The organism is Escherichia sp. Marseille-Q3837 (assembly GCF_916618735.1).
Lineage (GTDB): Bacteria > Pseudomonadota > Gammaproteobacteria > Enterobacterales > Enterobacteriaceae > Escherichia > Escherichia ruysiae.
Window position 1 is genome coordinate 3,960,745 of record NZ_CAKAKC010000001.1, and the last position, 18,839, is coordinate 3,979,583.

Annotated in this window: 17 protein-coding genes; 9 read left to right on the forward strand and 8 right to left on the reverse strand. The window is 51.7% G+C overall.

Annotation, left to right across the window (positions count from 1 at the left end; all coding sequences use genetic code 11):
- Positions 1–160 precede the first annotated feature (160 nt).
- A complete protein-coding gene (gene ybiJ, locus LG381_RS19100) occupies positions 161–421 on the forward strand; it encodes a DUF1471 family protein YbiJ (protein ID WP_000849298.1) in 261 nt (86 codons plus the stop codon).
- A 102-nt stretch (positions 422–523) separates the two neighbouring features.
- Here ybiJ and ybiE read toward each other — a convergent pair whose 3' ends face one another.
- From ybiE to rhlE, 5 genes are all read right to left on the reverse strand, one after another.
- Positions 524–583 carry a protein YbiE gene (gene ybiE, locus LG381_RS19105; protein WP_211180490.1) on the reverse strand — a complete coding sequence of 20 codons (60 nt, stop codon included), beginning with the start codon at positions 581–583 and terminating at the stop codon, positions 524–526.
- A 65-nt stretch (positions 584–648) separates the two neighbouring features.
- Positions 649–1,734, reverse strand: coding sequence for a malate/lactate/ureidoglycolate dehydrogenase (locus LG381_RS19110; protein WP_085460544.1), 1,086 nt, complete (start codon positions 1,732–1,734; stop codon positions 649–651).
- A 140-nt stretch (positions 1,735–1,874) separates the two neighbouring features.
- Positions 1,875–2,837, reverse strand: a complete 963-nt coding sequence (gene ybiB / locus LG381_RS19115) for a DNA-binding protein YbiB (RefSeq protein ID WP_225762781.1) — start codon at positions 2,835–2,837, stop codon at positions 1,875–1,877.
- A 27-nt stretch (positions 2,838–2,864) separates the two neighbouring features.
- Positions 2,865–5,015: an ATP-dependent DNA helicase DinG gene (gene dinG, locus LG381_RS19120; RefSeq protein WP_225762782.1), complete on the reverse strand. Its 2,151-nt coding sequence runs from the start codon at positions 5,013–5,015 to the stop codon at positions 2,865–2,867.
- Positions 5,016–5,197: 182 nt separating this feature from the next.
- Positions 5,198–6,562: an ATP-dependent RNA helicase RhlE gene (gene rhlE / locus LG381_RS19125; RefSeq protein WP_225762783.1), complete on the reverse strand. Its 1,365-nt coding sequence runs from the start codon at positions 6,560–6,562 to the stop codon at positions 5,198–5,200.
- A gap of 228 nt (positions 6,563–6,790) precedes the next feature.
- Here rhlE and cecR point away from each other — a divergent pair, with 228 nt between their 5' ends.
- Genes cecR through LG381_RS19150 form a run of 5 tightly spaced genes read left to right on the forward strand, consistent with a single transcriptional unit; the run spans position 6,791 to position 12,432 of the window.
- Complete coding sequence (gene cecR, locus LG381_RS19130) at positions 6,791–7,462, forward strand: DNA-binding transcriptional regulator CecR (protein ID WP_225762784.1); 672 nt, start codon at positions 6,791–6,793, stop codon at positions 7,460–7,462.
- A 2-nt stretch (positions 7,463–7,464) separates the two neighbouring features.
- Complete coding sequence (gene hlyD, locus LG381_RS19135) at positions 7,465–8,460, forward strand: secretion protein HlyD (protein WP_123000241.1); 996 nt, start codon at positions 7,465–7,467, stop codon at positions 8,458–8,460.
- Complete coding sequence (locus LG381_RS19140; RefSeq protein ID WP_225762785.1) at positions 8,453–10,189, forward strand: ATP-binding cassette domain-containing protein; 1,737 nt, start codon at positions 8,453–8,455, stop codon at positions 10,187–10,189. The genes hlyD and LG381_RS19140 overlap by 8 nt, the downstream gene beginning before the upstream one ends.
- The gene (locus LG381_RS19145; RefSeq protein ID WP_000070112.1) at positions 10,182–11,315 is read left to right on the forward strand and encodes an ABC transporter permease; all 1,134 of its coding nucleotides are present in this window, start codon (positions 10,182–10,184) and stop codon (positions 11,313–11,315) included. The genes LG381_RS19140 and LG381_RS19145 overlap by 8 nt, the downstream gene beginning before the upstream one ends.
- A 10-nt stretch (positions 11,316–11,325) precedes the next feature.
- Entirely contained in the window at positions 11,326–12,432 is a 1,107-nt protein-coding gene (locus LG381_RS19150; RefSeq protein WP_000469029.1) for an ABC transporter permease, read from the forward strand.
- Here the strand turns inward: LG381_RS19150 and LG381_RS19155 are convergent.
- Positions 12,394–12,804 (reverse strand): YbhQ family protein, encoded by a 411-nt coding sequence (locus tag LG381_RS19155; protein WP_000871987.1) that lies wholly within the window; start codon positions 12,802–12,804, stop codon positions 12,394–12,396. The two genes, LG381_RS19150 and LG381_RS19155, sit on opposite strands and share 39 nt — an antisense overlap.
- Positions 12,805–12,936: 132 nt before the next feature.
- Between LG381_RS19155 and LG381_RS19160 the strand changes: the two genes are divergently transcribed.
- Genes LG381_RS19160 through LG381_RS19170 form a run of 3 tightly spaced genes read left to right on the forward strand, consistent with a single transcriptional unit; the run spans position 12,937 to position 15,892 of the window.
- A complete protein-coding gene (locus tag LG381_RS19160) occupies positions 12,937–13,698 on the forward strand; it encodes an endonuclease/exonuclease/phosphatase family protein (RefSeq protein WP_001113359.1) in 762 nt (253 codons plus the stop codon).
- The gene (clsB, locus tag LG381_RS19165; protein ID WP_000650350.1) at positions 13,695–14,936 is read left to right on the forward strand and encodes a cardiolipin synthase ClsB; all 1,242 of its coding nucleotides are present in this window, start codon (positions 13,695–13,697) and stop codon (positions 14,934–14,936) included. The genes LG381_RS19160 and clsB overlap by 4 nt, the downstream gene beginning before the upstream one ends.
- Positions 14,936–15,892 carry a YbhN family protein gene (locus LG381_RS19170; RefSeq protein ID WP_222680036.1) on the forward strand — a complete coding sequence of 319 codons (957 nt, stop codon included), beginning with the start codon at positions 14,936–14,938 and terminating at the stop codon, positions 15,890–15,892. Before clsB ends, LG381_RS19170 begins: the two co-directional genes overlap by 1 nt.
- A gap of 219 nt (positions 15,893–16,111) precedes the next feature.
- Here the strand turns inward: LG381_RS19170 and LG381_RS19175 are convergent, their stop codons facing one another.
- A complete protein-coding gene (locus tag LG381_RS19175) occupies positions 16,112–17,773 on the reverse strand; it encodes a phosphoethanolamine transferase (RefSeq protein WP_225762786.1) in 1,662 nt (553 codons plus the stop codon).
- 306 nt (positions 17,774–18,079) lie between these two features.
- Positions 18,080–18,784, reverse strand: a complete 705-nt coding sequence (locus LG381_RS19180) for a Bax inhibitor-1/YccA family protein (protein ID WP_000373623.1) — start codon at positions 18,782–18,784, stop codon at positions 18,080–18,082.
- Positions 18,785–18,839: the final 55 nt, after the last annotated feature.

Consider the following 18,839-nt stretch of genomic DNA (forward strand, 5'->3'; position numbering starts at 1 on the left):
TACAACAAATAAATGGTTTATCAGTATGTTAGATATCAATCAATTTATTTGAACAAGGCGGTCAATTCTCTTCGATTTTATCTCTCGTAAAAAAACGTGATACTCATCACATCGACGAAACAACGTCACTTATACAAAAATCACCTGCGAGAGATTAATTATGAAAACTATCAATACTGTTGTTGCTGCTATGGCTCTTTCAACTCTGTCATTTGGCGTGTTCGCGGCGGAACCGATAACAGCATCCCAGGCACAGAACATGAATAAAATCGGCGTGGTTTCTGCCGATGGCGCATCCACCCTCGATGCCCTGGAAGCAAAACTGGCTGAGAAAGCGGCAGCAGCCGGTGCTAGTGGATACAGCATTACTTCCGCCACCAACAACAATAAATTAAGCGGTACTGCGGTAATTTATAAGTAATTCGTAGGACGGATAAGGCGTTTACGCCGCATCCGGCAACAGATGCCTGATGCGACGCTACCGCGTCTTATCAGGCCTACAAAATCCGAACCGTTGGACGGATCAGGCGTTTACGCTACGTCCAGCACAAGTATTTCCCTGTCTGTTTGCCGACAGACGCATGTGCTCCAACCCTCATTGATCCTATGTTACCCTTGTTTGCCCGTCCGTCACTGGACGGGCTTTTTTTAGCTGACTGATTGCTGGCAGAAAGCCTGCAACGTCTCTTCTGATATACCAATCTGCCGCGCTGCGTCGCAAATTGCCTGCCAGCTTCCGGCATCCAACGGGATCCCCATCTCCTGCCGTTCGCGACGCGTGTTCACTTCCCACTCACCCGGCAGCAAAATCGGTTTATCGTCATCATGCGGCGAGGCTTTCACCCACTCGGCAAAGGCTTCGGACTGCGTTGCACAATCTGGCGCACCGAACAGCTCCGGGTTAATGATAATGGTCGTCATGCAGTTAAAACCGGCATCGGGGCTGTGCTGCAATGTTTCCTGATAAGTAGTTTTGCCGCCAGAAAGTGCACCACCGAGAATTTCGCACATCACTGCCAGGGCATAACCTTTATGTTCAGCAAAGGCCAGCAACGCTCCTAACGGTGACTCCAGCATGACTGCCGGATCGGTCGTTGGCACGCCATTAACGTCGATCAGGCAACCAGGTGGTACAGGCACGCCTTTATGCCAGGCCACACGCGCTTTACCAAACGCAATGGTGCTGGTGGCGTAATCAAGCAACAGCGGGAAATTATCTTTTCGGGGAAAGACCACGCAGAACGGATTTGTGCCAAAGCGACTGTCACGACCACGGAACGGCGCGACAGCCTTACTCCCTACCACACTGACAAAGTGGATAGAGACAAAACCCGCCGCCGCGCACTGTTCCGCCCAATAACCAATGCGCCCGATATGATGTGAGTTACGCAGCGCCACGGCAGCAATGCCGTGGTGACGTGCTTTTTCAATCCCCAGAGCCATGGCCTCATATGCAGCGACCTGACCACATGCACGATCGCCATCAAGCGTGACCACAGCCCCCGCATCTTTGACAATTTTGGCGTGATGGTTGATCTGCAAATAGCCCTGCTGCCAGGAACGCACATAATTCGGGATCATGCCAATACCATGTGAATCATGTCCTGCCAGATTTGCTGCGATTAAATGATCTGCTACTAATTTTGCTTCCTGTTCCTCGCTACCCATCTGACGAAACACAGTCAGGACAAAGTTGTGCAGCGTCCGGGCATCAAAGCGATGACCACTTTCCATGGTTAACTCCTGTTTATGTTATATGCCTGTTGTTTTTTTATGCTGCGCGCCGCACACGGGAAGGTCAATAAAGATGCTGCACTTTCATGGTGCAGTGGAGTAAAGACCGGATGACAGTCATCATCCGGCTGAGGAAGAAATTAAAAGGATTGTTTAATGCGCGCCAGACCATCGCTAATGGTTGCCACTTCGCCCGCCGCCGCCAGACAGCAAGCCATCTGGATGTTCAGTGACTCAGGAATTGGTTCGTTGCCTGCCAGGCAACGCTCAATCCACTTCGCCGTGGTTTCCGGGTCTTTTGCTTGTGGCAGTAGCTCGTTGCCAGCAGTGTCCTGTTTTTCATACAGCACCCGCATCCCTTCGCGGTCAATAAGATTTATTTGCGGGCAGCGTTGCGGATTAGCATAGACTTCGCCTTCGGTGCCGTGCATTAACAGCGCCCGTCCGCCAATATCGCTAAAGAATTTCGCGACTCGCCCGATGTATTCCGGATGCGAGACGCTGGAAAGACGCAGTGCCTCACCTTCGACAAACGGTGTCGCCAGTTTCGCCAGGGTATGCGCACTGTTACGCACGCCCATCCGCCAGCGCATTGCCAGTTGTTTTTCCAGCGGCGGGCAAAACGCGCCTACGGGCATAAATACCGGCTGGTGCTCGTCAAGCTTCGCCTGTGCTTGTCCGGCATGTAGCGTTGGCGCAATCCCCATCAGTTGAAAAATGGTTTCGGTCAGCACGCGAGTCGGATCTTCACTCACGCCGTGAACCACCACCGGAAAACCGAGTTTATGCAGCAGAATCGCCAGCAACGGTGTCAGGTTGGCCTGTTTACGCGCACCGTTGTAACTGGGGATGACAATCGGCATCGGCTTGCCGGCGGGGGGCGTTAGCTTGATGGTGTGATTTTGCATGGCTTCGTAAAAGCCGAGCATCTCTGCTTCCCCTTCCCCTTTGATACGCAGTGCAATCAATACACCACCCAACTCAAGGTCAGGCACTTCGCCATTGAGCATATGGGCATACAGACCGCGCGCCGTATCCTGATCCAGATCGCGCGCGTGGTTTTTTCCGCGCCCGATCTCTTTGATGATTTTGCGATAGTCCATTTACGACTCCTTACCTGACTCACATCATTAACGCCGCCGACGGCGTGGGGATTTCGCTTTTTCTTTCTTTTTAACTATACCTTCAGGGACTTCCGGTTGCTCTATCGGAAATACCGGTAATGCGTCCAGTAGTCGCTTGCCATAATTTTTGGTCAACAAGCGTTTGTCGTAGATAACCACCTCGCCCCAGCAACTGTGGCTTCGAATAAGACGCCCAACCTGCTGAATCAGATTAAACGAAGCACTCGGCAGGCTTTGCACCTCAAACGGGTAGCGGTTAAGACTTTTTAGCCATTCGCCTTCGGTAATCACCACTGGACTGTCGATAGGCGGAAAGGCGATTTTATGGATATGCACCTGGCTGAGCAGATCGCCTTTCAAATCAAGCCCTTCGGCAAATGACTGTAAACCTACCAGTACACTGCGTTCACCGTTAGCGACGCGTTTGCGATGCAGTTCAACTAAGCGGTAGCGCGGCTGATCGCCCTGCACTAACAGCATCAGACGTAAATCCGTCACATAGTCGAGAAACCTCTGCATCGCCCGTCCGCTGGCAAACAGCACCAACATGCCGAGATGCTTTTTGCTCTCCACCTGCTCACGGAAAAAAGCGGCCATTTCGGCAATATGCTGCTCTTCGCTGTCGATAGAAGGCTCAACGCGCATCCGGGGAATAACAATTTTGCCCTGCTCACAGTGGTTGAACGGTGAATCCAGCGCCACGAAGCGATCGCCCGCTTTTTCTTTCAGCCCGCTCATCTCCTGCAAACGCGAAAAACTGTTCAACGAACGCAAGGTCGCGGAAGTGACAATAATGTGCGGAATGCTGCGCCACAGCAGCCTTTCCAGCTGATCGCTGACGCGGATCCCCACGCAGTGAAACCAGAGATGTAGCTGCCCGTCACGCTCTTCCCGCGTCGCCCATTTGGTCACTGGCGCACCGGAAGATTGCGCCAGCGAGGCCAGCCGCCAGAGTTTGCTTTGCGCCTCAAACATCCCCAGCGCGCGGTTCATCTGCAAAATAAGCCGATGCAGGCGCACAATGTCATGGCTGCCGGTTTTCTCGCTTAAATCGTTAAGGAATAGTTCTGCCAGACCACGCAACATCTCTGTCAGTTTCGCCAGCCGCTGGCAGATCTCCAGCACTTCATCAGGCAGTTCGCCCATCGCAAACCGGTGCTCAGCCTCCTGCCCGGCAGGCATATAGAGATTGAGAATGTTGTTTAAAGAGGCGATAAGCTCATACAACTCTTCACAATGCGCATTCAAACGTTCAGGGATTGCCAGCGGCGGGATCGTCTTCGGGCGAAACTGCTCCATGCAGGTGGCGACCAGTTTCATGAACAAGTCAAGTTGCAGCCGATACCAGGGCGCGGTGATTTCGGCGCTCATCTCCAGCGCATCCCGCGCCACGTCCGGCAGGTGATGCCCTTCATCCAGCACCAGCAGCAAGTTTTTCGGGTCTGGCAATACCGCTTCGCTTTCCATCGCCGCCATCACCAGCGCATGGTTTGCCACCACCACTTCCGCTTCCTGAATCTCCCGACGAGCCACAAAAAACGGGCATTCGCGGTAGTAGTAACAGTTGCGGTTTAGGCAACTGGCTTTGTCGGTACTCAAACGGCGCCAGAGATCGTCATCAATAGCGATATCCGTATGATCGCGCAGGCCATCCCATTTATAAGTGTCGAGATCGCCCTTCAGCTTTGCACAGCGTTTTTGCTCTTCCTGATTATTAGGCGTCAGTTCGTCGTCAAGAAAAGCGAGCAGATCCTGTTGCGTGGGTTCAGTGCTGGCGAGCGCCGTCAGGTTACGCGGGCAAACGTAGCGCCCACGCCCGAAAGCGGCGGTAAATTTGAGATCGGGAATGATCTTTTTCAGCAAAGGTAAATCTTTGCTGTAGATCTGATCCTGCAACGCCACGTTGGCGGTACTGACCACCAGCGTTTTTTGCTCTTCGCGGGCAATGGCGATGCCAGGAATCAAATAGGAGAGCGTTTTCCCAACGCCGGTGGGTGCTTCAATCGCCAGATGCCGCCCTTCTTCTCCGGCCAGCGTTTTGGCGACGTCCGCAATCATCTGCCGCTGCGGCGCACGGGGAATAAAGTCGGGGATCTGTTCCTGAAGCGCCTTATACCAGGCGGCAATTTGCGCTTTAAGCGCGGCGGTTAATGCCATGAGAAAACCTGAAATACTGTATAAACAGCCAATATTGTGGCATTTTTCGGTTTTCAGGGGTAATGGTTTTTCTGTTTCTGGAAAGCGGCTCGCAATAACGTTTTCCGGATGTGGGGATTTCCCGCATCGGGAGAAACATCATTGTCAGCAATCTTATGCCGGGCATAGCCCGGCATAAAAGATTATTGCGCAGCGGCAGGTTTACGCGGACGGCGGCGACGTTGTTGTTCGCCTGCCGGTTTGGCATCGCCGAGACGACGAGATGGTTTTTCTGCGGGTTTCGCGTTACCAGACTTCGCTCCACCTTCAGCGCGGCGTGGCTGCTGTTGACCGCGACCACCACCTTGCCCACGACCGCCGCCACTGCGTTGCTGGCGACCATTCTGGATCGGTTCGGCTTTGATTGACGGGTCCGGCTCATAGCCCGGAATTGCAATGCGCGGGATCTCTTTTTTCAGCAGTTTTTCAATATCACGCAGCAGTTTGTGCTCATCAACACACACCAGCGATAACGCTTCGCCGGTGGCGGCGGCACGACCGGTACGCCCGATACGGTGGACATAATCTTCCGGTACGTTTGGCAGCTCATAGTTGACGACGTGTGGCAACTCTTCGATATCCAGGCCACGCGCGGCGATATCAGTTGCCACCAGTACACGAATATCACCAGATTTAAAATCGGCCAATGCACGGGTACGCGCACCTTGCGATTTATTACCGTGGATCGCCGCACTGCGAATACCATCTTTATTTAATTGTTCAGCAAGATGATTAGCGCCATGTTTGGTACGGGTAAACACCAGCACCTGCTGCCAGTTGCCTTTACCAATCATGTGTGACAGCAATTCCCGTTTGCGTTTCTTATCAACAAAGTGAACGTGCTGGGTTACCTGCTCAGACGCGGTATTGCGGCGTGCCACTTCGATTTCCAGCGGGTTGTGCAACAGTTTTTCCGCCAGAGCTTTAATATCGTCAGAGAAAGTCGCGGAGAACAGCAGGTTCTGGCGCTTCGCGGGCAGTTTTGTTAACACACGACGAATATCGTGGATAAAGCCCATATCGAGCATACGGTCAGCTTCATCAAGGACGAGGATCTCTATCTGATCCAGTTTCACCGCGTTCTGGTGTTCCAGATCCAGCAAACGCCCCGGCGTTGCCACCAGCACATCAACACCGCCACGCAGCTTCATCATCTGCGGGTTAATGCTGACGCCACCAAACACCACCAGCGAACGAATGTTCAGGTATTTGCTGTAATCACGGACGTTTTCACCAATCTGCGCCGCCAGTTCACGGGTCGGGGTAAGAATGAGCGCGCGCACCGGACGACGCCCTTTGGCGTGCGGCTCGCGGGAAATCAGGTGTTGCAACAGCGGCAGCGTAAAGCCCGCTGTTTTGCCGGTGCCGGTCTGGGCACTGGCCATCAGGTCGCGACCTTCCAGCACCGCAGGGATCGCCTGCTGCTGAATAGGGGTGGGTTCACGGTAACCTTGCTCGGCAACGGCGCGCAGGATATCAGGGCTTAAACCCAAAGAATCGAAAGACATAACTACTCCGAACCGCCCCGACCGTTACCGGTGTAGTTTTCAGGGAGATACTGAAAAGGAAAATGACAAAAACCACAATGTCATGAGGGAGCGGAGTGTAGCAGTTTTTGTGACGCAGCGCATAAATTATCCCTGTGACTGACGTTGCTCAAATTCTTAGCCATACTGGACAACGCGAAAAATGAGTCATAATCTTAATCAATCATTTGATTAAGAATGGGCTGTGCTATGAATAGTCCTGCCATGACAACCAAAGGTGAACAGGCGAAAAAGCAGCTGATTGCTGCTGCACTGGCGCAGTTTGGTGAGTATGGAATGAACGCCACCACCCGCGATATCGCCGCCCTGGCCGGGCAGAATATCGCTGCTATTACCTATTACTTCGGTTCGAAAGAAGATTTATATCTCGCCTGCGCCCAGTGGATTGCCGATTTTATTGGCGAGCAGTTCCGTCCGCACGCCGAAGAAGCCGAACGCTTGTTCGCACAACCACAGCCTGATCGCGCAGCTATCCGTGAACTGATCCTTCGCGCCTGCAGGAACATGATTAAGCTGCTCACCCAGGATGACACCGTCAACCTCAGTAAGTTTATCTCCCGTGAGCAGCTCTCTCCTACGGCGGCCTACCATCTGGTGCACGAACAGGTGATTAGCCCGTTACACAGCCATCTTACGCGTCTGATCGCCGCCTGGACCGGTTGTGATGCCAACGATACCCGTATGATCCTCCATACCCATGCATTACTTGGCGAGATTCTGGCGTTTCGTCTCGGCAAAGAAACGATTCTGTTACGTACCGGCTGGAGCGCGTTCGATGAAGAAAAGACCGAACTGATTAACCAGACGGTAACCTGTCATATCGACCTGATTTTGCAAGGATTATCGCAAAGGAGTTTGTAGTGATGAAAAAACCTGTCGTGATTGGACTGGTGGTTGTGGTACTTGCCGCCGTGGTTGCCGGAGGCTACTGGTGGTATCAAAGCCGCCAGGATAACGGCCTGACGCTGTATGGCAATGTGGATATTCGCACCGTGAATCTAAGCTTCCGTGTCGGTGGTCGTGTTGAGTCGCTGGCAGTAGACGAAGGTGATGCGATCAAAGCGGGCCAGGTTCTGGGCGAACTGGATCATAAGCCGTATGAGATTGCCCTGATGCAGGCGAAAGCAGGCGTTTCGGTGGCACAGGCGCAGTACGACCTGATGCTTGCCGGGTATCGCGATGAAGAAATCGCTCAGGCCGCCGCAGCGGTGAAACAAGCGCAAGCCGCGTATGACTATGCGCAGAACTTCTATAACCGTCAGCAAGGGTTGTGGAAAAGCCGCACCATTTCGGCAAATGACCTGGAAAATGCCCGCTCCTCGCGCGACCAGGCGCAGGCAACGCTGAAATCAGCTCAGGATAAATTACGTCAGTACCGTTCCGGTAACCGTGAACAGGACATCGCCCAGGCGAAAGCCAGCCTCGAACAGGCGCAGGCGCAACTGGCGCAGGCGGAGCTGAATTTACAGGACTCAACGTTGATAGCACCGTCTGATGGCACGCTGTTAACGCGCGCGGTGGAGCCAGGCACGGTTCTCAATGAAGGTGGCACGGTGTTTACCGTTTCACTAACTCGTCCGGTGTGGGTGCGTGCCTATGTTGACGAACGTAATCTTGACCAGGCCCAGCCGGGGCGAAAAGTGCTGCTTTATACCGATGGTCGCCCGGACAAGCCGTATCACGGGCAGATTGGTTTCGTTTCGCCGACTGCTGAATTTACCCCGAAAACCGTCGAAACGCCGGATCTGCGTACCGACCTCGTCTATCGCCTGCGTATTGTGGTGACCGACGCCGATGATGCGTTACGCCAGGGAATGCCAGTGACGGTGCAATTCGGTGACGAGGCAGGACATGAATGATGCCGTTATCACGCTGAACGGCCTGGAAAAACGCTTTCCGGGCATGGATAAGCCCGCCGTCGCGCCGCTCGACTGCACCATTCACGCTGGTTATGTGACGGGGTTGGTAGGGCCGGACGGCGCGGGCAAAACCACGCTGATGCGGATGCTGGCCGGGTTGCTGAAACCTGACAGCGGCAGGGCCACAGTTATCGGTTTTGATCCGATCAAAAACGACGCTGCGCTGCACGCGGTGCTCGGCTATATGCCGCAGAAATTCGGTCTGTATGAAGATCTCACGGTGATGGAAAACCTCAATTTGTACGCGGATTTACGCAGCGTCACCGGTGAAGCACGTAAACAGACTTTTGCTCGCCTGCTGGAGTTTACGTCTCTTGGCCCGTTTACCGGGCGCCTGGCGGGTAAGCTCTCCGGCGGGATGAAACAAAAACTCGGGCTGGCCTGTACCCTGGTGGGCGAACCGAAAGTGTTACTGCTCGATGAACCCGGCGTCGGCGTTGACCCTATCTCACGGCGCGAACTGTGGCAAATGGTGCATGAGCTGGCGGGCGAAGGGATGCTGATCCTCTGGAGCACCTCGTATCTCGATGAAGCCGAGCAGTGCCGTGACGTGTTGCTGATGAACGAAGGCGAGTTGTTGTATCAGGGGGAACCGACGGCTCTGACGCAGACTATGGCCGGACGCAGTTTTCTGATGACCAGCCCGCACGAGGGCAACCGCAAATTGCTGCAACGGGCATTGAAACTGCCGCAGGTCAGCGACTGCATGATTCAGGGGAAATCGGTACGTCTGATCCTCAAAAAAGAGGCCACACCAGACGATATTCGTCGCGCCGACGGGATGCCGGAAATCAACATCAACGAAACCACACCACGTTTTGAAGATGCGTTTATTGATTTGCTGGGCGGTGCCGGAACCTCAGAATCGCCGCTGGGCGCAATATTACATACGGTAGAAGGCACTCCCGGCGAGACAGTGATCGAAGCGAAAGAACTGACCAAGAAATTTGGTGATTTTGCCGCCACCGATCACGTCAACTTTGCCGTTAAACGTGGGGAGATTTTTGGTTTGCTGGGGCCAAACGGCGCGGGTAAATCGACCACCTTTAAGATGATGTGCGGCTTGCTGGTGCCGACCTCTGGTCAGGCGCTGGTGCTGGGCATGGATCTGAAAGAGAGTTCCGGTAAAGCGCGCCAGCATCTTGGCTATATGGCGCAAAAGTTTTCGCTCTATGGCAATCTGACAGTCGAACAGAATTTACGTTTTTTCTCCGGCGTGTATGGCTTACGCGGTCGGGCGCAGAACGAAAAAATCTCCCGTATGAGCGAGGCATTCGGCCTGAAAAGTATCGCCTCACATGCCACCGATGAACTGCCGTTGGGTTTTAAACAGCGGCTGGCGCTGGCCTGCTCGCTAATGCACGAACCGGACATTCTGTTTCTTGATGAACCGACCTCCGGCGTCGATCCCCTCACCCGCCGCGAGTTCTGGCTGCATATCAACAGCATGGTAGAGAAAGGCGTCACGGTGATGGTCACCACCCACTTTATGGATGAAGCGGAATATTGCGACCGCATCGGGCTGGTATATCGCGGGAAGCTGATTGCCAGCGGTACACCGGACGATTTGAAAGCGCAGTCGGCTAACGATGAGCAACCCGATCCCACCATGGAGCAAGCCTTTATTCAATTGATCCACGACTGGGATAAGGAGCATGGCAATGAGTAACCCGATCCTTTCCTGGCGTCGCGTGCGGGCGCTGTGCGTCAAAGAGACGCGGCAGATCATTCGCGATCCAAGTAGCTGGCTGATTGCGGTGGTGATCCCGCTGTTGCTGCTGTTTATTTTTGGTTACGGCATTAACCTCGACTCCAGCAAGCTGCGCGTCGGGATTTTGCTGGAGCAGCGTAGCGAAGCGGCGCTGGATTTCACCCACACTATGACCGGCTCGCCCTATATTGACGCCACCATCAGCGATAACCGTCAGGAACTGATCGCCAAAATGCAGGCGGGGAAAATTCGTGGTCTGGTGGTGATTCCCGTGGATTTCGCCGAACAGATGGAGCGCGCCAACGCCACCGCGCCGATTCAGGTGATCACCGACGGCAGTGAGCCGAATACCGCTAACTTTGTGCAGGGGTATGTCGAAGGGATCTGGCAGATCTGGCAAATGCAGCGGGCAGAGGACAACGGGCAGACCTTTGAACCGCTTATCGACGTCCAGACACGCTACTGGTTTAACCCGGCGGCGATAAGCCAGCACTTTATTATCCCCGGTGCGGTAACCATTATCATGACGGTCATCGGCGCGATCCTCACCTCGCTGGTGGTGGCGCGGGAGTGGGAGCGCGGCACTATGGAGGCTTTGCTCTCTACTGAGATTACCCGCACGGAACTGCTGCTGTGTAAGCTGATCCCCTATTATTTCCTCGGTATGCTGGCGATGCTGCTCTGTATGTTGGTGTCGGTGTTTATTCTCGGCGTACCCTATCGCGGTTCGCTGCTGATCCTGTTTTTTATCACCAGTCTGTTTTTACTCAGTACGCTGGGGATGGGGCTGCTGATTTCTACGATTACCCGCAACCAGTTCAACGCCGCTCAGGTGGCACTGAACGCCGCTTTCCTGCCGTCGATTATGCTTTCCGGCTTTATATTTCAGATAGACAGTATGCCAGCGGTGATCCGCGCGGTGACGTACATTATTCCCGCACGTTATTTCGTCAGCACCCTGCAAAGCCTGTTCCTCGCCGGGAATATTCCGGTGGTACTGGTGGTAAACGTGCTGTTTTTGATCGCTTCGGCGGTAATGTTTATCGGCCTGACGTGGCTGAAAACCAAACGTCGGCTGGATTAGGGAGAAGAGCATGTTTCATCGCTTATGGACGTTAATCCGCAAAGAATTGCAGTCGCTGCTGCGCGAACCGCAGACGCGAGCGATTCTGATTTTACCCGTGCTTATTCAGGTGATCCTGTTCCCGTTTGCCGCCACGCTGGAAGTGACCAACGCCACCATCGCCATCTACGATGAAGATAACGGCGAGCATTCGGTAGAACTTACTCAACGTTTTGCCCGCGCCAGCGCCTTTACCCATGTGCTGCTGTTGAAAAGTCCGCAGGAGATCCGCCCGACCATCGACACGCAAAAGGCGCTACTGCTGGTGCGTTTCCCGGCTGACTTCTCACGCAAACTGGATACTTTCCAGACCGCACCGTTGCAGTTAATTCTCGACGGGCGTAACTCCAACAGTGCGCAAATCGCCGCCAACTACCTGCAACAGATCGTCAAAAATTATCAGCAGGAGCTGCTGGAAGGAAAACCGAAACCCAACAACAGCGAGCTGGTGGTACGCAACTGGTATAACCCGAATCTCGACTACAAATGGTTTGTGGTGCCGTCGCTGATCGCCATGATCACCACTATCGGCGTAATGATCGTCACTTCACTTTCCGTCGCTCGTGAACGTGAACAAGGTACGCTCGATCAGCTACTGGTTTCGCCCCTCACCACCTGGCAGATATTCATCGGTAAAGCCGTACCGGCGTTAATTGTCGCCACGTTTCAGGCCACCATTGTGCTGGCGATTGGTATCTGGGCGTATCAAATCCCCTTCGCCGGATCGCTGGCGCTGTTCTATTTCACGATGGTGATTTACGGTTTGTCACTGGTGGGATTCGGTCTGCTGATTTCATCACTCTGTGCAACACAACAGCAGGCGTTTATCGGCGTATTCGTCTTTATGATGCCCGCCATTCTGCTTTCCGGTTACGTTTCGCCGGTGGAAAACATGCCGGTGTGGCTGCAAAACCTGACGTGGATTAACCCTATCCGCCACTTTACGGACATTACCAAGCAGATTTATTTGAAGGATGCGAGTCTGGATATTGTGTGGAACAGTTTGTGGCCGCTACTGGTGATAACGGCCACGACAGGGTCAGCGGCGTACGCGATGTTTAGACGCAAGGTGATGTAACTTTTTATCTTTCGCCAGTAACGACACCACCGCCGGGCCGGCAAGGATCGCCAGCCCTGCAATTGCCAGCAAATAGTTGTTTTCCAGTACGCGGGACAACAGCCACAGCACAATCAGCGCCGCGCCAAAATACCAGGTGGTGGTCAGCTCTTCCAGTACGTCTGCCACCTCGCGCCAGCGTTGTTCGGGGTGGCGCTGAAACACCAGCATCATCACTACCGTTACGCAATACAGCACGCACAATCCCACGCCGACGTGAACCAGGGTTTTACTCATCCAGCCCACCACCAGCAGCGCCACTACCAGTAAATGCAACATAATCTGCCAGCAACTTAGGCCAGTTGCGACACGAACACGTTGTTGCCACTTCATGGCTTCTCTCCTGAAGAATTTATCTCTACTAACTCAGAGTACCGAACTTTACGGAAAATTCCGTAAGACCGCACCTTTTTGTGACGCCGACTACACTATTTCAATGAGATAAGAGGCAAAGACAGGAAAATTATGCCCGATCAAACACAACAATTTTCGTTCAAGGTACTCACCATCAATATTCACAAAGGCTTTACCGCGTTTAACCGACGCTTCATTTTGCCGGAACTTCGCGACGCCGTGCGCACCGTCAGCGCCGATATTGTTTGCCTGCAGGAAGTGATGGGCGCGCACGAAGTTCATCCGCTGCATGTGGAAAACTGGCCCGATACCTCGCACTACGAGTTTCTTGCCGACACCATGTGGAGCGATTTTGCCTACGGTCGCAATGCTGTGTATCCAGAAGGGCATCACGGAAACGCGGTGCTGTCACGCTATCCCATTGAACATTATGAAAATCGTGATGTTTCTGTCGATGGAGCGGAAAAACGTGGCGTACTGTATTGCCGCATTGTGCCACCGGTGACCGGGAAAGCGATTCATGTGATGTGCGTGCATCTTGGCCTGCGTGAGGCGCACCGTCAGGCGCAGCTTGCGATGCTCGCCGAATGGGTGAACCAGCTTCCGCCCGACGAACCCGTTTTAGTGGCGGGTGATTTCAACGACTGGCGGCAAAAAGCCAATCATCCCTTAAAAGTACAGGCCGGGTTGGATGAGATATTTACCCGCGCCCACGGACGCCCGGCGCGCACGTTTCCAGTGCAATTTCCTCTACTACGTCTGGACAGGATCTATGTCAAAAATGCCAGCGCCAGCGCGCCAACCGCGTTGCCGCTGCGGACATGGCGACACCTTTCTGATCATGCCCCTCTAAGTGCGGAGATTCATTTATGAAATGTAGCTGGCGCGAAGGCAATAAGATCCAGTTGCTGGAGAACGGCGAGCAATATTATCCCGCTGTATTTAAAGCGATTGGTGAGGCGCAAGAACGCATTATTCTTGAAACGTTTATCTGGTTCGAGGATGACGTCGGTAAACAATTACACGCAGCATTGCTGGACGCTGCACGACGCGGGGTTAAAGCGGAAGTCTTGCTGGATGGCTACGGTTCGCCGGATCTCAGCGATGAGTTTGTCAATGAACTGACGGCGGCTGGCGTGGTGTTTCGTTATTACGATCCCCGCCCTCGCCTGTTCGGTATGCGCACCAATGTGTTTCGCCGGATGCATCGCAAAATTGTGGTGATCGACGCACGTATCGCCTTTATTGGCGGGCTGAATTACTCCGCCGAGCATATGTCCAGCTACGGTCCAGAGGCTAAACAGGATTACGCGGTACGCCTCGAAGGGCCGATTGTCGAAGATATTCTCCAGTTTGAGCTGGAAAACCTGCCAGGACAGAGCGCGGCACGACGCTGGTGGCGACGTCATCACAAAGCGGAAGAGAACCGCCAGCCGGGAGAAGCGCAGGTATTGCTGGTCTGGCGCGATAACGAAGAACATCGCGATGATATCGAACGTCACTATCTGAAAATGCTCACTCAGGCGCGGCGGGAAGTGATTATCGCCAACGCCTACTTCTTCCCCGGCTATCGATTTTTGCACGCCTTGCGTAAAGCGGCACGGCGCGGGGTGCGGATCAAACTGATTATTCAGGGTGAACCGGATATGCCTATTGTCAGAGTCGGCGCGCGCTTGCTGTATAACTATCTGGTTAAAGGCGGCGTTCAGGTGTTTGAATATCGCCGCCGCCCGCTCCACGGCAAAGTGGCATTGATGGACGATCACTGGGCGACGGTGGGCTCCAGTAACCTCGATCCGCTCAGTTTGTCGCTGAATCTTGAAGCAAACGTTATTATCCACGATCGTCATTTTAACCAGACGCTACGCGACAATCTGAATGGCATCATCGCCGCTGACTGCCAGCAGGTAGATGAAACCATGCTGCCAAAACGCACCTGGTGGAACCTGACCAAAAGCGTGCTGGCATTCCACTTTTTACGCCATTTCCCGGCACTGGTGGGCTGGCTTCCGGCGCACACGCCACGTCTGGCGCAAGTTGATCCGCCCGCGCAGCCGGCAATGGAAACTCAGGATCGGGTAGAAACTGAAAATACGGGGGTGAAACCCTGATGAGTAAATCACACCCGCGCTGGCGCTTAGTAAAGAAGATCCTCACCTGGCTGTTTTTTATCGCGGTGATTGTGTTGCTGGTGGTCTACGCCAAAAAGGTGGACTGGGAAGAGGTCTGGAAGGTCATCCGTGACTACAATCGCGTTGCGCTGCTCAGTGCGGTTGGGCTGGTGGTCGTCAGCTATCTGATTTACGGCTGCTATGACCTGCTTGCTCGCTCTTACTGCGGTCATAAACTGGCGAAGCGCCAGGTGATGCTGGTGTCGTTTATCTGCTACGCCTTCAACCTGACGCTTAGTACCTGGGTTGGCGGCATTGGTATGCGCTATCGTCTTTACTCCCGCCTGGGATTACCGGGTAGCACTATTACACGGATTTTCTCGCTGAGTATTACCACCAACTGGCTGGGCTATATTTTGCTGGCGGGGATTATCTTTACCGCAGGCGTGGTGGAGCTGCCGGACCACTGGTATGTCGATCAAACCACGCTGCGTATTCTCGGCATTGGCTTACTGATGATTATCGCGGTTTATTTGTGGTTTTGCGCTTTCGCGAAGCACCGCCATATGACCATCAAAGGACAAAAGCTGGTGCTGCCTTCATGGAAATTCGCCCTCGCCCAGATGCTGATTTCCAGCGTTAACTGGATGGTAATGGGAGCGATTATCTGGCTGTTACTCGGTCAAAGCGTGAACTATTTCTTTGTACTGGGCGTGTTGCTGGTTAGTAGTATTGCTGGCGTCATCGTGCATATTCCGGCGGGAATTGGTGTGCTGGAAGCGGTATTTATCGCGCTACTGGCTGGGGAGCATACCTCCAAAGGTACAATTATCGCCGCCCTACTCGCTTACCGTGTGCTGTATTACTTTATCCCACTGCTGCTGGCGCTGATCTGTTACCTGCTACTGGAAAGTCAGGCGAAGAAGCTACGGGCGAAAAATGAAGCGGCGATGTGATGTTTAGTTAAGTTCTTTGGTTTGTGCAGATTGTTAGCAACGTGCTATTTGTTCATGGCGGATGCGGCGTGAACGCCTTACCCGCCCTACACAACTAATGCTTTCCTGCATTCTGATACGCTACAGCCCTTTAACAAAGTATGTTTTACGCCAGAGTAATGTTTGTTGTTTCCTTAATAATCATCAGGGGACATCTGGCGATGTCCTCTCAGCATAAAATTACAGCGGATTCGGACTGGCTTCGCGATAAGAAACCTTTTTCTTCGGTGATGTAAAGGTGTCTCGCAGATCTTTATATTCATATATTTTAGCTCGGGTGCCATCCGTTACTGGAATAGAGGAGTGCGGACGATAACACTGAGATAATGGCGAATTGCAATGCTCTTCGTGGGTAGAGATGCCCAGCCAGTCAAGAATCATCGCATAGTTATTAAGCAATGAATAAACTTCTTGAATGTGTCCAAGTTTACGCGGTTGACTGGCGATAGCAGCCTGGCTATACCAGATAAATTGCGGTACATCGTAGGCTTCTTTACTGGGAGTATCTGCGGCGTGCATATAATACGATGGAATATTGGGATTTTTCTCCAGACCGTGGTCAGAAAAATAGAGTAATGAGGATTTACTTCCCTCCAGTCTTTTCATGATTTCGCCAATGATGTAATCGGTAAATCGTATGGAGTTGTTGTAGCAATCCTCGTATTTATCCCCAGTTTTAATTTTATCTGCCCATTCAGGGTAGCGTGTACAGGCAATTTCATGGCTACCATTACCATGTAGCAGTATTAATTTCTTACCCTTGACTTTTAATGCTTCATCCAACAACGGCAGAAGGCTATCATCGTATTCCTCGCTTACCCAATGTGTATTATTACTGGAACGACCAATGAGCGTAATATAGTTATTATGCTTCCCGGACATACCCACGGTACTTAACCAGGTAGTCTGATACCCCACTTTATTAGCTACGGCAATAACATTATTTGATAAGTCCGCAGTGGTAAAACTTTCTGTTGTCGCTTTACTAAGGATCATCGGAACAGAAGTTACTGTTGCCGCCGCTGGGGAAACCGCATTATCAAAGATAAGCGCCTGTGGTCCAATCTCATTTTGTACAGGCGTTGTATTGATACCAAAGCCATACAAACTCATATTACTGCGCCGTACAGACTCCCCTACGATAATAACATAATTTTCAATATCCGTTTCTTTAGCAATCAATCCCGGTAAATCCACATCAATTTGTTTTATTTCTCTGGCAAAAGAAATATCTCGATAAGCAATAATAAAATCGGCAGCGGTATAAAATGGTGTAAATCTTAACACCCTGGAGCTTAATGGAGAGTATCCTCCAAGACCATCTTTTTTCTGTTTACTCCATTGATTGTAACTAAACCATGAGATAAATATTAATAGTATCACCAGTGATGCACATTGAACCTTAGTAGACACACACTTAACGCCCATGGGTATAGAAAAATAAGTCAGCAAGAAATAAACAACACATACTGGCATCCAGGATAGATATAACCCCGACATTGCTTTCACTTCAGACCAGTGGGTTTCCATGATACTCATTGCAAAGATAATATTAAATTCACTTTGATAAATTTGCCATGTACAAAGCGCGACCATAAAATTAATGGTCAATAATAGTGACACACTCAATGCCACTATTTTCCCAACAAATAATCGATAACACCCTGTCAAACACAGGATGATTAGCAAGTTGCAGATACCGACGCGCAGGATAACTCTCAATGGCTGTAAAAAATAAACAGGCCAAAGCTGGAGTAATACAGACACAAGTAGCAATGCGATGAAAATGTATTTTTTTGACTGCCGAGGATAAGCCGTTATCGATGGTAATACGAAAGACATAGAACCCTGACCCATTTATTATATGAATATATATTTAAAAATTAATCCCATTGAAATATATTATCAGCAGATGATTGATTTTTACCCGCAAGCATTTATTTAACAGATGAATATCGCCAGCCATTAATAAAACCGTAGGATTGTACTCTATTTTCTTTTAGGTATACCAGATTTATAAAAATGCATCATATGCATAGATATAATCAATGTGAATTATATCTTTATGTCTATTTTTTAAATATATACTTATTATCGAATAGACAAAAAAATCCCGGTGTCGTTCCGGGATTTTTATAAGAAATGCGTTTAACGGCGGTTACCGAATATCCGCAGCAACATCAGGAACAGGTTGATGAAGTCCAGATACAACGTTAAGGCGCCAAGAATGGAATATTTACGCAGGTTCGACGTGTCGCGGGTATCAATCTGTTCACCCATATTTTTCAGTTTCTGAGTGTCATACGCCGTCAGTCCAACAAAGACAATCACGCCGATGTAGGTGACTGCCCACATTAATGCTTCGCTTTTCAGCCAGAAGTTCACCAGAGAGGCTATGACGATACCAATTAATGCCATAAATAGCATATTGCCGAAGCCACTTAAATCGCGTTTCGTGGTGTAACCATACAGACTCATCGCGCCGAACATCCCGGCGGTGACAACGAAGGTACTGGCAATAGAGGCGGCAGTGTAGACAATGAAAATACTGGAGAGCGTTAAGCCCGTTAGCGCCGAATAAAGCATAAAGAGCATCGTCGTTACGCCCGCGCTGAGTTTTTGAATCATCGCTGATAACACGATAACCAGAGCTAATTGCGCGATTATCAAACCGATTAAGAAGACACGGTTAGTGAATAGCAGCTCCATAACGGCAGCAGAGTTGGCTGCATACCAGGCAACAAATGCGGTCAGTAACAAACCAACTGTCATCCAGCCATAGACTTGCGCCATATAGGTTTGCAAGCCAGCACGGGGTTGTACGATTGAATCTGAACGTGGGAATCTGTCCATGACTTTCTCCTGAAGATATAAGGAATATCTAAAGGATACTGCAAATGATGAGGGT

Excerpts from the sequence above, each read along its gene's own strand:
- ybiJ (WP_000849298.1), top strand. The coding sequence starts at position 161 with ATGAAAACTATCAATACTGTTGTTGCTGCTATGGCTCTTTCAACTCTG.
- LG381_RS19110 (WP_085460544.1), bottom strand. The coding sequence starts at position 1,734 with ATGGAAAGTGGTCATCGCTTTGATGCCCGGACGCTGCACAACTTTGTC.
- ybiB (WP_225762781.1), bottom strand. The coding sequence starts at position 2,837 with ATGGACTATCGCAAAATCATCAAAGAGATCGGGCGCGGAAAAAACCAC.
- dinG (WP_225762782.1), bottom strand. The coding sequence starts at position 5,015 with ATGGCATTAACCGCCGCGCTTAAAGCGCAAATTGCCGCCTGGTATAAG.
- rhlE (WP_225762783.1), bottom strand. The coding sequence starts at position 6,562 with ATGTCTTTCGATTCTTTGGGTTTAAGCCCTGATATCCTGCGCGCCGTT.
- cecR (WP_225762784.1), top strand. The coding sequence starts at position 6,791 with ATGAATAGTCCTGCCATGACAACCAAAGGTGAACAGGCGAAAAAGCAG.
- hlyD (WP_123000241.1), top strand. The coding sequence starts at position 7,465 with ATGAAAAAACCTGTCGTGATTGGACTGGTGGTTGTGGTACTTGCCGCC.
- LG381_RS19140 (WP_225762785.1), top strand. The coding sequence starts at position 8,453 with ATGAATGATGCCGTTATCACGCTGAACGGCCTGGAAAAACGCTTTCCG.
- LG381_RS19145 (WP_000070112.1), top strand. The coding sequence starts at position 10,182 with ATGAGTAACCCGATCCTTTCCTGGCGTCGCGTGCGGGCGCTGTGCGTC.
- LG381_RS19150 (WP_000469029.1), top strand. The coding sequence starts at position 11,326 with ATGTTTCATCGCTTATGGACGTTAATCCGCAAAGAATTGCAGTCGCTG.
- LG381_RS19155 (WP_000871987.1), bottom strand. The coding sequence starts at position 12,804 with ATGAAGTGGCAACAACGTGTTCGTGTCGCAACTGGCCTAAGTTGCTGG.
- LG381_RS19160 (WP_001113359.1), top strand. The coding sequence starts at position 12,937 with ATGCCCGATCAAACACAACAATTTTCGTTCAAGGTACTCACCATCAAT.
- clsB (WP_000650350.1), top strand. The coding sequence starts at position 13,695 with ATGAAATGTAGCTGGCGCGAAGGCAATAAGATCCAGTTGCTGGAGAAC.
- LG381_RS19170 (WP_222680036.1), top strand. The coding sequence starts at position 14,936 with ATGAGTAAATCACACCCGCGCTGGCGCTTAGTAAAGAAGATCCTCACC.
- LG381_RS19175 (WP_225762786.1), bottom strand. The coding sequence starts at position 17,773 with ATGTCTTTCGTATTACCATCGATAACGGCTTATCCTCGGCAGTCAAAA.
- LG381_RS19180 (WP_000373623.1), bottom strand. The coding sequence starts at position 18,784 with ATGGACAGATTCCCACGTTCAGATTCAATCGTACAACCCCGTGCTGGC.